Source organism: Arenimonas oryziterrae DSM 21050 = YC6267 (assembly GCF_000420545.1).
Lineage (GTDB): Bacteria > Pseudomonadota > Gammaproteobacteria > Xanthomonadales > Xanthomonadaceae > Arenimonas > Arenimonas oryziterrae.
In genome coordinates this window covers 491,432-504,713 of record NZ_ATVD01000002.1, presented here as the reverse complement: position 1 = coordinate 504,713, position 13,282 = coordinate 491,432, and the positions used below count along the sequence as shown (strand labels likewise).

The following is a 13,282-nucleotide window of genomic DNA, read 5'->3' as shown; positions in this document are numbered from 1 at the left end:
CGCGTGCACAGCGACTGGCCTTTCCATTTCGGTATCGAGGAAGAATTCTTCCTCAGCCATCTCGATGGCGGCCGCATCGCCCGCGCGATGCCCGCGCGCCTGTACCTGCGCTGCAAGGACCGGTTCGGCGCATGCGTCACGCACGAGCTGCTGCAAAGCCAAATCGAGATCGCAACCTCGATCTGTACGACACCGGCCGATGCGCTGACCGAAATCCGCGAGCTGCGCCAAGGCATCAACCAGATCGCGGCCGGTTACGGCCTGGGCCTCATGGCTTCGGGCACGCACCCGCTGGCGGAGTGGCGCGAACAGGTCTCGACCGATAAACCGCGTTACGAACGACTCATGGGCGATTTCCAGATCGTCGCCCAGCGCAATCTGATGTGCGGCCTGCATGTGCACGTGGGCACGCCGCCGGACATCGACCGCGTCGCACTGATGAACCGCATCCTGTCCTGGTTGCCGCTGTTCCTCGCGCTCAGCACCTCCTCGCCGTTCTGGAGCCACAAGCGCACCGGCATGATGAGTTACCGGCAGGCGGCCTACGACGAGTGGCCGCGCACCGGCATTCCCGACCATTTCGACAACGAACGTGCCTACCAGGCCTTCGTCGACCTGCTCATCGAGCTGGGCAGTCTCGATAGCGCGAGTTCGCTGTGGTGGGCCATCCGGCCATCACCGCGATTCCCCACGCTCGAGATGCGTATCACCGATGCCTGCACGGATCCCGCCGACGCCGTCTGCATCGCCGGCCTGTTCCGCGCCTTGTTGCGCGCGGCGGTGTTCGATCCCGACCTCGGCGCGACGCACAACGAAATGACCCGGCTGCTGATCGAGGAAAATCGCTGGCGGGCGAAACGCCACGGCCTGGCAGCCACCTTCATCGATCAGGCCGCGCGTCGCGTGGTCTCCGCTGGCGAATGGCTGGAATCACTGATCGCGCTGATCGGCGAGCATGCGCACGCGCTGGGCTGCGAAGACGCAATCGTGCAGGCGCGCGCCATTCTCGCGCGCGGCACCAGCGCCGATCGGCAGTTGACGGTGTATCGCGAGCAACGCGAAGCCGGAAAGCGCCGGCGCGAATCCTTGCAGGCCGTGGTGGACGACCTGATGGTCCGTACTGCGCGCGCCTAGTTGCCCGTGTAGAGCGCCGGAAACTGCCGCTTGAGATTCGCGACCTTCGGCAGGTCGTGATAGACGATGTACGGATGGTTCGGGTGCAGGCGCGCGAAATCCTGGTGGTACGCCTCCGCAGCATAGAAACCCCTCAGGGGCGCGACCACCGTGACGATCGGTGCCGGGAAGGACTTCGCCGTCTGCAGCTGCGCGATGTAGGCGATCGCCACGCGTTTTTGGTCTTCATTGCCGTAGAAGATCTCCGAGCGGTACTGCGTGCCTTCGTCCGGCCCCTGGCGATTGAGCTGGGTCGGATCGTGTGCGACCGAAAAATAGACCTTCAGCAGCTGGCCATAGCTGATCAACGCCGGATCGAAACTCACCTTCACCGATTCCGCGTGGCCGCTGTTACCGTCGCTGACTGCGCTGTAGTTGGCGCTGCCGGCCTTGCCGCCCGCATAGCCGGAGACGACGCGCTTGACGCCCTTGACGTGTTCGAAGACCGCCTCGACGCCCCAGAAACAGCCACCGGCGAACACCGCGACCTGTTCCTGACCGGCGGCCGCGCGCGGCAGATCGACTTTCGGATCGGGCAGGGCGACCGGCGTGCTGGCTGTCGCGGCCGCCGCGAACGTGAACGCAAGACCGGCAAGCAGCAGGCCCGGCAAGGAATTATTCGGACGCAGCGATTTCAGCAGGGACATGGCGAATTTCCTGGAAGAAAGAGAGGACGGCATCATTTCGCGGCCGCGAAGCGCATCGCCGCCGAGTTCATGCAATAGCGCAGGCCGGTCGGCGCCGGGCCGTCGTCGAAGACATGGCCCAGGTGCGCGTCGCAGCGCGGGCAGGACACGGCGGTGCGCACCATGCCCAGCGATCGGTCGCGGCTGGTCGCGATGTTTTCCTTGGCGATCGGCCGCCAGAAACTCGGCCAGCCCGTACCGGATTCGAACTTGGTCGCCGAGTGGTAGAGCGCGGTGTCGCAGCAGATGCAGCGGTACACGCCGCGCGCATGCAGATTCCAGGTCTTGCCCGTGTAGGGGCGTTCGGTCGCGGCATGGCGGGTGACTTCGAACGCGAGCGGGTCGAGTTGCCGCTGCCATTCGGCTTCGGTCTTCACGACCCGGGCCACTTGCACAGCACCGATCTTCTTGCCGTCGTCGCTGAAGTTCACCAGCGTGATCAGGCCGCCGGTAGCTGGCAGATCCGCAGCCGCGCTGTGCCCGCTGCGCAACAGGACCAGGCCGGCGACGGCGAAGGCCGAGGTGCTCAGGAACCGACGACGGGGCAGGGCAGCGGCGGGGGGATCGGAACGGGACATGCGGGATTCTCCGGATTCAATGGCGGTGTCGCGGGCTCGGCCGATGTCCCTACTACGTGAAGACGGGCCGGTCCGGAGGCGTCACCTGACAATATAGAGTCCGCACGTGGGCGATCGGATGCGTACCGCCTGCATCGTGCCTGCCTTTGTTGCCTGCGCTTCAGGCGCCGTGGTCGGTCCGGCCCCGGGGTAGACGAGGCCGGCACCCGCGTCAACGGCTGGTCAGGCCGGCAATTCAGGTTAGGATGCCTCATCGTCACTGCGTCCCAACGGGCCATGGAACTCGAAGAACGCAAGATTGACGTGGATGAGCTTGCGATAGGGATGTTCGTCTATCGCCTCGACCGACCGTGGACGGATACGCCTTTTCCGATCCAGGGCTTCGTGGTCGAGACGCTGGACGAGATAAACATCCTGCGTGCGTATTGCCGCCACGTTTACATCGATGTCGTGCGGACCCGAGTGCATGAGCGCCTCCAGCTCGCCACACTCGATGCGCCCACCACCGTGTCGGTCAACGGCGTCGGCACGGAAGCGCGCGCGAGCAACGGCGCGATTCCCGGACGCGAACCGATGACGCCGCGCGATTCCGCGCTGTTCATCGACCTGGGCGACCGTTCGCCGCGTTTCCGCTATTCCGACACCGCGACCCTGAGCGAAGAACTGCCGCGCGCGCATCAGGCGCATGCGACCGCGACCGCACTGGCCAACAAGATCATCGAAGACGTGCGTTCCGGCCGGAAACTCGCCGTCGACGACGTCAACCACGCGGTGCAGCCGGTGGTGCAGAGCGTGATCCGCAATGCCGACGCCTTTTTCTGGATCGCCAGCCTGCGCAAGCGCGATGCCTACGAATACAGTCACGCGATCAATTGCAGCGTGCTGGCCGCAGCCTTCGGTCGGCACATGGGTTTTTCCGAAGACGTGCTGGTCAATCTCGCCAGCGGCGGCCTGTTGCTGGACATCGGCAAGTCCGAACTGTCCGAGGAGCTGCTCAACCGCCCGGGCCAGCTCAACGAGGAAGAGACGCAGGAAGTGAATCGCCACGTCGAGATCGGCCTGCGTCTGCTCGACAGCATCGGCAGCCATCACGACGACATCCGCCAGATGGTGCACTGCCACCACGAGCGCTTCGACGGTTCGGGCTATCCGCGCGGACTCAAGGGCAATGGCATTCCGCTGTTCGGGCGCATGGCCGGCATCATCGACACCTACGACGCGATGACCAGCGACCGCACCTATCGCGCGGCATTCCCGCCGCACGTCGCGCTGCAGCAGCTGTATCGGGTGCGCGACCAGTTGTTCCAGGGCGAGATCGTCGAACAGTTCCTGCAATGCCTGGGCATCTATCCGACCGGTTCCCTGGTCGAGCTCAATACCGGCGAAGTCGCCATCGTCATGGCGCAGAACCTCTCGCGTCGCCTGCGTCCGCGCGTGATGGTGCTGATGTCGGCCGACAAGCAGCTCTACACCCAGTTCATGGAAATGGACCTGATGTCGGAACAGCTCGCTTCGGGCAGCAACCGACGCGTGGAAATCCTCGGCACGCTGGAACCGGGTGCGTTCGGCATCGATCCTTCCGAACTGTACCTGGGCTAGCGGGCGATGCTCGGCCGCGACATCCTCTTCTCCGAACTTGCGCCCGCGATCGCGGCCCAGCCTGACAGCGGCGGCGTGCTCGGCGTGATGCTGGTGCGGGTGCAGCGATTTCGCCAGGTCAATCTTCTGTTTGCCGACGACCTGGGGAAGGCGGCCGGCGAGCTGATTGCCCGGGCGATGCGGCCGGTCGATCGCGTCATGCGCATCGGCGAATGCGATTTCGCGGTGCTGTTGCCCGGCGTGCGCAACAGCCAGCACGCCCTGCTGGCCGCGAGCCGGCTCGTGCGCGTGTTCCGGGAGCCGGTCCAGGTCGGCGATGCGCCGATCCAGGCCACGGTCACCATCGGTCTGGCGGTCTGCCCCGAACACGGCGAGGCGCCGGAGATCCTGTGTCGTCATGCCGAGGTGGCGTTCGCGCGTGCGCAGCAATCCGGCGAACACTACGCGCTCTATTCCAGTCACGAGGAACGCGCGGAAGTGCCGTTTGACGATCTGCGCGACGCGATCCTCAATAATCGTCTGGAAGTGCACCTGCAGCCGATATGGGACCTGCGCAAGCAATGCCTCGGCGGCATGGAGTCGCTGGCGCGCTGGAACCATCGCGAACGCGGCCTGGTGCCGCCGGACGCCTTCATTCCGCTTTCGGAACAGACCGGTCTGATCGTGCCGCTGACGCGCTGGAGCGTCAACGCGACGCTGCGCCATTGCGCAACGGCCTTCAAGGCCGGCCACGGCCTGCCGGTGTCGATCAATCTGTCCGCGCGTGTCTTCCACGAACAGGGCATCGTCGAGCAGGTGCTCGGCGCCCTGAATCTGTGGGAAGTGCCGCCCGAATCGGTCGTTCTCGAAGTCACCGAGAACGCGATCATGGAAGACCCGGTGCTCAGCGCGCGGGTGCTCGAACGCCTGCGCGACAAGGGCCTGCGCATCGCGATCGACGATTTCGGCGCCGGCTACGCCTCGTTCTCGTACCTCAAGCAGTTTCCGGCGAGCGAACTGAAGATCGACCGTTCCTTCGTCAAGGACATGCTGGTCGATCCACGCGCGGCGCAGCTGGTACGCGCGATGATCGATCTCGCGCACCATCTGAAGATCGATGCCGTCGCCGAAGGTGTCGAGGACAAGGAAACCGCCGATCGCCTGATCGGCATGGGCTGCGACTTCGGGCAGGGCTGGTATTTCGGCCGGCCGCAACCGGCGGATACCTTCATCGCCTCGCTGTAGGCGCGCTCATTCGAGCACGAGCGTCGGTTCGCGCAGGGTCGATACCTGTTCCTGCAGCTGGGTGATCACGCTTTCCCAGTGCCGTGGCGAATCGAACCACGGAAACGCCGCGGGAAACGCCGGGTCGTGCCAGCGCCGCGCAATCCAGGCGTGGTAGTGCAGCAGGCGCATCGCGCGCAGAGCTTCAATGAGGTGCAGCTCGCGGCGGTCGAAACGCCGGAAGGTTTCGTAGCCTTCTAGCAGCCAGCCCAGTTGCTGCCTCTGCGCGGCGGCATCGCCGGAAAACAGCATCCACAGGTCCTGCATCGCCGGGCCGGTCAGGGCATCGTCGAGATCGACGAAATGCGCCGCGCCGTCGCGCCACAGGATATTGCCCAGATGGCAGTCGCCGTGCAGTCGCAGCGTCGCCACATCGCCAGCGTTTTCGAAAGCGTCTTCGATGCCGTCGATAAGCAGGTGGCAGACGGCTTCGAAATTTTCTTCCAGGCTCGGCGGCAGCCAGTGGGCCTCGAGCAGGTAGCGCACGGGCGCGATCGCCATCGCTTCGATGCTCAGCGTCGCGCGGTGCACAAAGGCGGCGCTTGCGCCGACGGCATGCATGCGACCCAGCGTGCGACCGATCTGGCGCAGGGTGTCGCGGTCGCCCGGTTCGGGCGCGTGCCCGCCCTGCATCGGAAACAGGGCGAAACGGAAATCGCCGTCGTGATGCAGGGTCGCGCCGTGCAGAGCAAGCGGGGCGACCACGGACAGATCGGCGGCGCGCAGTTCCGCCGCGAACGCATGCTCTTCGGCGATGGCGGCATCGGTCCAGCGACCGGACCGATAGAACTTCAGGACCAGCGGCGTGTCGTCTTCGCGGCCGACACGGAACACGCGGTTCTCGTAGCTGTTGAGCGCCAGCACGCGACCGTCGCAGTGCAGGCCGAGCGCTTCCACGACCGCGATGATGCGGTCGGGGTCGAGGCCATCGAAAGGAACGGGTGCGGTGTCGGACATCGTCGGCATCGTAATCGCTGCCGGCCCCTACGGGAGGCGAGGCTCAGCGCGAGCGCACCACCTCGGTCAACGCGTAGAGGCGCGCGGTGCGCATCCAGGCCGTGCTCAGCACGATCAGCTGCGCCAGCGCGAACGCACCCGCCAGCCCCAGCGAGTTCGCATGCGGGATGTTGATGCGCCATACCGCCAGCGCACCGGCGATGGCCAGACCGATCGCAGTTACCAGCAGGTACTGTCCCAGCGTGGCGAAGGGGCGACGCAGCAATTGCTTGAGACCCCGTCCCCAGGCGCGGAAGGCCGAGCGCAACTGGCCGTCGGCGGCGAACTGCGCACGGGCAGCTTCGACGCTGGCATGCGCGATGAGGAAGGCGAACAAGGTCGCCGCGAGCGCCAGCCAGCCCAAGGTCTTCACGTCGGCGGGAACGATCGCCTCCAGGTCACGCTCGCCGAGGTAGCCATAAGCCGCCGTCGCGATCACGAATGCGACGATCATCGGCAGGATGCCCACCAGCAGCAGACGGAACAGGCGGCCATATTCGCTCACGCCGCCGCGCAGCAGATCGCCGAAGCCCGGTGCGCGACCGGCACGGACGGCGGTGATCGCCATGCCGGTCAGCAGCGGCGACAACAGCAGCGCGACGATCGTGGCCAGCAGGCTGGCATTGCCCAGCACGGGGCTGATCGCGCGCAGCACGCCGAGCATGTCGGCGAACGCATTCACATCCAGACGCTGGGCCAGGGCAAGCGAGTGCACGGAGTTGTCCATGTGCCTGGACAGCATTCCGCTGATCGGCAGCGTCAGGATCGCGGTGGGCAGCAGCAGGCCGGCGAGCCACAGCAGCAGCAAGCGCCACTGCAAGGCAGAGGCGTAGGCGCGCAGCGGCGTGGTCAGGCCCACGCGGGAGGTCGAGGAGCTCATAGGGTCACCAGCAGGGAATAGGCGGTTTCGATGACGGCAGCGACATCGCTGGACCAGCGGCGCGAGGCCGACGGATCCGGTTCGAGCGTGCGGCTGTCGTCAAGCTTGTTGGCGTCGAGCAGATTCAGGCCCTGCGGATCGAGCTCGGCCGAGACCGCCTTGACCGGCTTGGTCCACACGAACCGCGCCCAGGCGCGATTCTCGTTCCAGTGCACGGTCTCGCTTGAGCCATCGGCGAATTTCACCACCAGCGTCTGCGGTACCGCCGCGCCCTGGCGACGCAGGGTCACGGTGGTGCGGTAGGGGAACGGGCCTTCGCCCGGTTTTGCTTTCGGGTGCGCTTTTTTCCAGGCATCGCGCTGATCGTCGGCCAGTTTGTCGGCCTGCTCGGCGGTCACCTCGACCCACTTGCCCTTGACCTCGCTCGTGCCCGGCTGCGGCTTCTGTTCGACGCTGGCGAAGTTCGCGATGCGGTCGTCGACCTTGCGCGTGGCGTACACCTGCTGGGCGAAATAAGCGTCGACCAGTTCCGGGCGGCCGCTGACTTCGGCGAGGGTATCGCGCAGGTCGGCGATGCTCGGATGACGGAATTTCCAGCGCGCGTAATACACCTTGAAAGCGCGCTCGGTCACGTCCGTGCCCAGATGCGCTTCGAGGTCGCGCATCATGGTCGCCGTGCGCGAATACACCGTGCCGTAGCTGCCGCTGGACAGGCGATCCCAGGAGTTGAAGCCCACGCCATCGGCCGGCTCCCAGATCGAGGCGCCGCCGCGTTCGAACGCGAACGGGGCGACCACTGGTTCGATGCCGATACGGCGCAGGAAGGGCGTGGTCACATGGATGTCGGCGCCCTTGGCGCGCAGCATGCGCATGTCCCAGTACTCGTTCAGGCCTTCGTCGAGCATCGGCTCTTCGAATTCGTTCGAGCCGAGCAGGCCGTAGAAATAGCCGTGGCCGAATTCATGGATGGTGACGAAGTCCAGACCGTGCGAGGCCAGCGTGTCCGGCGTGACGTCGTCGTAGCTTTCGGCGGTGAAGAAGGTCGGGTACTCCATGCCGCCGGCTTCGTCGGCGTTCTTGGGCGGGATGACGACCGTGACGGTGTTGTACGGATACGGACCGAGCGTCTGCGAGAAATACTTCAGCGAATCGATCGTCGCCTTCAGCGCGGGCGCCGCATTCGAGGCGAACTCGGGCGGGAACAGCACGCGCACCTTGACCGGCGGGCTGCCCGGGCCGTGATAGGTGCCTTCGAGCGGTTTCGCGGTGCGGTTGTCGGCGGTCCAGGCGAAGTCATGCACGTCGCCCTGCACGAAACGGTGCGTGACCAGACCGTTCTTCTCGACCGGCGCGCCGGTTTCCTCGCCCGTCGCGCCGACCGTGTAGCCCTTGGGCACGGTCAGCTTGACGTCGTAGTGGCCGTAGTCGGCGTAGAACTCACTGTTGGTGTGCATCTCGTGCACGTTCCAGCGCGGCGCGGTCGCACCGCGTTCGCCGGCGAGCTCGAGCACGCCGATCTTCGGGAACCACTGGCCGACCAGATGGAAGCTGCCGAAATAGCCCGTGCGCGAAACCACACGCGGCAGTTGGTCATGGAAACCGATGTCGATCGTCGTGCTGCCGCCGGGCGCGACCGGCGTAGGCAGATCGAAGCGCACGACGGTGTGGTCGGTGGCCGGGCCATCGTCGGGATGCACGAAGGACCAGGCGACCTTCTGCCCGTTCTGCAGGACCGAGCGCAGTTCGATATGGCCCCATTCGCCGTCTTCGACCGGCACGTCGCTGCGGAAGGTGAAGTCGAGATTGCGCTGCTCGCTGTAGTACGTGCTGCCGCTGCTTTCAAAGGCATTGAGATACAGGTGCAGGTAGACGCTGCGGATCTCGCGATCGCTGCGGTTGCGCCAGGTCAGCTTCTGCTGGCCATCGATGGTGTGCTTGACCGGATCGAGCGTGGCGTGGATGTCGTAATCGACGACGCGGTCCGACAGGGTTGGTTCGCTGCCGGTGCGCGGTCCGCCCCAGGCCTGCGGCGCGCTCGCTTCGGTGACCGCGGCAGCGTGCGGCGAGGCGAACGGGATGTCGTCGGTCGCGGGAGATTCCGCGCTGGCGCCGGTGCTGCTGGCGGGGGGTGACGGCCGCATATCGGCCTGGGACGCGACGCCCGCTACCAGTAGCGCGGCGGCCAAACTCCATTTGAGGTTCCCGAACACACGTGCCATGCAACTCTCCGGCCAGACGGACAAGGGCCGGAATATAGCTTGGATTGCCCGCGTGTCGAGGGTGCCGTCAGTCCTGCGTCTCGCTCTCGGGTTCCTGGGCGCTCGGTCGGCGCGGCACCAGGTCCTTGTCGAGCAGGCGTTCGATGCGGGCGAATACCTCGGCACGCGCAAAGGGTTTCTTCATGAAGTCGTCGGCGCCGATGCGATGGGCGTAGAACTGTTCGGTCGCCTGCTCGTTGCCGCTGATCATGATGATCGGCACGTCCTTGGTCAGCGGATCGCGGCGCAGGCGGCGCAGGGCCTCGAAGCCGTTCATGCCGGGCAGCACGATGTCCAGGAAGATCAGGCCGGGGCGTTCGGTGCGCGCGATCTCGATGCCTGATTCGGCGTCGCCGGCCTCGAAGGTCTCGTAGCTGTTCTGTTTCATCATGCGACGAAGCAGGGCCACGATGGTCGCGGAGTCGTCGATGATCAGAACGCGGGTGCCCTCGCGGGCATTGACGCGCGATTTCACCCGGCGCTCGGAGCCGGTCGGCATCAGGGGCAATTCGGGAAGGGGGGCGTCGGGGGTGGGCGTGGCCTCGGGCAGGAGCGCCGGTTTGCTGTCGTGACTGGTGCTGAAGATCCGCTTGAACAGGTCGAACATGGCCATGGTCGGCGTCCCCTCCCCGGGTCTGTGACTCAAGCCACAGTTTCGCCTGAGCCCGGCGCGCTGGCAATCACGCCGTCCCACCCGTCCCCCGTGGGAGCCAGCTTGCTGGCGATTCGCACGTCTCGCCTGCGCATCCGAGGCGAAGGCTATTCCGCGACGTTTTTGGCCTCGGCGCAGGCGAGGACGTCGGCTTGCGGGAGGCGGTCGGGGCGGCGGCTGAGGAAGGGGTGCACGAAGACGGCGAGCAGGATGATCGCTACGCCCGCGTAGAACTGCGGCGTCAGCTCGCGTTGTTCGCCGAGCAGCACGATCGCCAGAATGATCGCGTACACCGGCTCGAGGTTGATCGCCAGTTGCGCGCCGAACGCACTCAGATGACGCAGCGCCTTGAGCGAAAGTGCGAACGGCAGCAGCGTGCAGCCCATGGCCAGCACCACGAGCAGGATCGCATCGTGCGTGTCGGGCACGGGAAACATCGGCCCCGGGTTGCCGATCAGCGGGGCAACCAGCGGCGTGATCAGCGTGAGGAACAGGGCGCCGGCGCCCAGTTCCACGCAGGTCACCGTCAACGCATCGGCCCGATCGACGAAACGTTTGTTGAGCGCCCCGAAGATCGCCACCAGGAACGCCGAGATCGCGCCCACGATCATGCCCGTGTGCATGCCGGCGGGAACGCCGCCCACGACCAGGGCCACGCCCGGCACGACCGCCAGGCCCAGCGCGAGTTCGCGCGCATCGAAACGCCGGCCGGTGAGCCAGGGTTCCACCGCTGCGAGAAAGGCCGGACTCAAGGCGATGCAGGTCACCGCGACCGAGGCGTTCGCGAGCTTGATCGATCCGTAGAAGCTCAGCCAATGCAGGGCCACGACCACGCCGATGCCCGCATAGATCGCCAGCAGCCGCGGCGTGAGTGCGCGCAGTCCGCGCCAGACGCGCGGCAAGACCAGCAACGCGAGCGTGACCAGTCCCATGCGCCACCACACCAGCGCGAGCGCCGACAGCGTGATCGCCTTGCCCAGGATCGCAGTGAAGCCCCACAGCAGCACGCAAAAATGGATCTGCCACTGGGCTCGGCGGTGTTCGTTCATGCCTGTCGTGTCTTGGCCCGGGGTCTAGCGCTTGCGCGCCGGCGCGACAGTTTTCCGGGCCGCCGGTTTGCGCGCAGCTTTTTTGGCGGGTGCTTTTTTCGCGACGACCTTTTTTGCCGCGGCCTTTTTCAGCGCGACTTTTTTCGTGGCGGTCTTCTTCGCCGCTACCTTCTTTGCCGGCGCCGCAGCTTTCTTCGCCGCAGGTTTCGCGGCCACGGCCGGCTGGCCGCTCAGATACGCCATCACGTCGTCGGCATGCGTGTTCGTGTTGACCTTGTCCCAGACGTGTTCGATGCGGCCATCGCGACCGACCACGAAGGTGCTGCGCAGGATGCCGAAATACTTGCGCCCGTACAGGCTTTTTTCCACCCACACGCCATAGGCATCGAGCAGGACATGATCGGGGTCGGACAACAGCGGAAAATTCAGTCCGTACTTCTTCGCGAACTTCGCGTGGCGGTTCTCGTCGTCGGCGCTGACGCCGAACACCGGCACGCCGAGCTTGTCGAAGGCCGGCAAGTTGTCGCGAAAGCCGCAAGCTTCTTTCGTGCAGCCGGGCGTATCGTCCTTGGGATAGAAATACAGCACGTAGCGCGTGCCCTTGAGGCCGGCGCTGGAAAATTTCTTTCCCGAATCGGTGCCGAGATGGAACGCGGGGGCGAGGTCGCCGACGTTGAGCATGCGCTACTCCAAGGGGCTGGGGGCCGGTGAGGACGAGCGGCAGCGTCGGCGCAGACGACCGGTTCCAGTCGCTTGCAGCCCTGGCCGCCCGGGTGTTGAATGGGGCGTTCGATATATTAAACGATCTCGCGCCGGAGACAGCCATGAGCCAGAACGCCGATCTTCAGCGTCGCCGCGAGGCCGCCGTCGCGCGCGGCGTCGGTCATGCCACGCAGCGTTACGCCGTGCGTGCGCTCAACGCCGAGATATGGGACGCCGACGGCCGACGCTACATCGATTTCGCTGGCGGCATCGGCGTGCTCAATACCGGGCATCGGCATCCGGGCGTGATGGCGGCGATCCGGCGGCAGCTCGAGGGGTTCATCCACAGCTGTTTCCAGGTGATGCCCTACGAGCCGTACATCGCGCTCGCCGAGAAGCTCAATGCCGCCGCCCCGATCGCCGGCCCGGTGAAATCCCTGTTCGTCACTACCGGCGCAGAAGCCGTCGAGAACGCGGTGAAGATCGCGCGTGCGCATACGCGGCGCCCGGGCGTGATCGCGTTTTCCGGCGGGTTCCATGGCCGCACGATGCTGGGCATGGCGCTGACCGGCAAGGTCGCGCCGTACAAGCTCGGTTTCGGGCCGTTTCCCGCCGACATCTATCACGCGCGTTTTCCGCACGACTATCACGGTGTCAGCGTGACCGATGCGTTGGCGGACATCGCGCAATTGTTCAAATACGACATCGAACCCGCTCGCGTCGCCGCCATCCTCATCGAACCCGTGCAGGGCGAGGGTGGATTCACCGTGGCGCCGGTGGAGTTCCTGCACGCACTGCGGCATTTGTGCGACGAACACGGCATCGTGCTGATCGCCGACGAAGTGCAAAGCGGTTTCGCGCGCACCGGAAAGATGTTCGCGATGGAACATTACGACGTGCAGGCCGACCTCATCACCGTGGCCAAATCCATCGGCGGCGGACTGCCGCTGGCCGGCGTGGTAGGGCGTGCGGACATCATGGATGCGCCGGCCGTGGGTGGCCTGGGCGGCACGTACGGCGGCAATCCCGTGGCCTGCGCGGCGGCGTTGGCGGTGTTCGAGGCGATCGAGAAGGAAGGTCTGCTCGCGCGTTCGGCGGCCATCGGGGAACGCATCCGGTCGTCTGTCGGCGCGCTGCAGTCGGATCCGACCTTGGGCATCGGTGAGATCCGCGGTCTGGGCGGCATGACGGCGTTCGAACTGATCGTGCCCGGTACCAGCAACTCACCTGATGCCGAGGCCGCGAAAGCGCTGACGGCGCGGGCTGCGGATCTGGGTCTGATCCTGCTGTCCTGCGGCGTCTACGCCAATACGATCCGCGTGCTGGTGCCGATCACGGTCGAGGACGCGATTCTCGACGAAGGCCTGACGCTGCTCGCACAGGCTCTGCGCGAGATCCGCCGCTAGACAGCCTCGCGTCTGCGACGCACACGCTACAATCGCCACC

12 protein-coding genes are annotated in these 13,282 nt (G+C 65.8%); 4 read left to right on the top strand and 8 right to left on the bottom strand.

Features of this window, described 5'->3' with window-relative positions:
* The first annotated feature begins 3 nt into the window (after positions 1–3).
* Positions 4–1,134 (top strand): carboxylate-amine ligase, encoded by a 1,131-nt coding sequence (locus G467_RS15800; RefSeq protein ID WP_022969042.1) that lies wholly within the window; start codon positions 4–6, stop codon positions 1,132–1,134.
* Here the strand turns inward: G467_RS15800 and msrA are convergent.
* Positions 1,131–1,820 carry a peptide-methionine (S)-S-oxide reductase MsrA gene (gene msrA / locus G467_RS0107085; protein WP_022969041.1) on the bottom strand — a complete coding sequence of 230 codons (690 nt, stop codon included), beginning with the start codon at positions 1,818–1,820 and terminating at the stop codon, positions 1,131–1,133. The genes G467_RS15800 and msrA overlap by 4 nt on opposite strands.
* 32 nt (positions 1,821–1,852) lie before the next feature.
* Positions 1,853–2,437, bottom strand: coding sequence for a peptide-methionine (R)-S-oxide reductase MsrB (msrB, locus tag G467_RS0107080; protein WP_022969040.1), 585 nt, complete (start codon positions 2,435–2,437; stop codon positions 1,853–1,855).
* A 276-nt stretch (positions 2,438–2,713) separates the two neighbouring features.
* Here msrB and G467_RS0107075 point away from each other — a divergent pair, with 276 nt between their 5' ends.
* The gene (locus G467_RS0107075) at positions 2,714–4,036 is read left to right on the top strand and encodes a cyclic di-GMP phosphodiesterase (RefSeq protein WP_022969039.1); all 1,323 of its coding nucleotides are present in this window, start codon (positions 2,714–2,716) and stop codon (positions 4,034–4,036) included.
* Positions 4,037–4,042: 6 nt separating this feature from the next.
* Positions 4,043–5,260 carry a putative bifunctional diguanylate cyclase/phosphodiesterase gene (locus G467_RS0107070; RefSeq protein WP_022969038.1) on the top strand — a complete coding sequence of 406 codons (1,218 nt, stop codon included), beginning with the start codon at positions 4,043–4,045 and terminating at the stop codon, positions 5,258–5,260.
* A gap of 6 nt (positions 5,261–5,266) precedes the next feature.
* Here G467_RS0107070 and G467_RS0107065 read toward each other — a convergent pair whose 3' ends face one another.
* From G467_RS0107065 to bcp, 6 genes are all read right to left on the bottom strand, one after another.
* Positions 5,267–6,256, bottom strand: coding sequence for a serine/threonine protein kinase (locus G467_RS0107065; protein ID WP_026802451.1), 990 nt, complete (start codon positions 6,254–6,256; stop codon positions 5,267–5,269).
* A gap of 43 nt (positions 6,257–6,299) precedes the next feature.
* Positions 6,300–7,175, bottom strand: a complete 876-nt coding sequence (locus G467_RS0107060) for a hypothetical protein (RefSeq protein WP_022969036.1) — start codon at positions 7,173–7,175, stop codon at positions 6,300–6,302.
* A complete protein-coding gene (locus G467_RS0107055; protein ID WP_022969035.1) occupies positions 7,172–9,394 on the bottom strand; it encodes a M1 family metallopeptidase in 2,223 nt (740 codons plus the stop codon). The genes G467_RS0107060 and G467_RS0107055 overlap by 4 nt, the downstream gene beginning before the upstream one ends.
* A gap of 67 nt (positions 9,395–9,461) precedes the next feature.
* Complete coding sequence (locus G467_RS15795; protein ID WP_081644595.1) at positions 9,462–10,046, bottom strand: response regulator; 585 nt, start codon at positions 10,044–10,046, stop codon at positions 9,462–9,464.
* Positions 10,047–10,192: 146 nt separating this feature from the next.
* The gene (locus tag G467_RS0107045; RefSeq protein WP_022969033.1) at positions 10,193–11,134 is read right to left on the bottom strand and encodes a DMT family transporter; all 942 of its coding nucleotides are present in this window, start codon (positions 11,132–11,134) and stop codon (positions 10,193–10,195) included.
* A 24-nt stretch (positions 11,135–11,158) separates the two neighbouring features.
* Positions 11,159–11,815, bottom strand: coding sequence for a thioredoxin-dependent thiol peroxidase (bcp, locus tag G467_RS17790; RefSeq protein ID WP_022969032.1), 657 nt, complete (start codon positions 11,813–11,815; stop codon positions 11,159–11,161).
* 143 nt (positions 11,816–11,958) lie between these two features.
* Between bcp and gabT the strand changes: the two genes are divergently transcribed.
* Positions 11,959–13,242 (top strand): 4-aminobutyrate--2-oxoglutarate transaminase, encoded by a 1,284-nt coding sequence (gene gabT, locus G467_RS0107035; RefSeq protein ID WP_022969031.1) that lies wholly within the window; start codon positions 11,959–11,961, stop codon positions 13,240–13,242.
* The last annotated feature ends 40 nt before the right edge of the window (positions 13,243–13,282 follow it).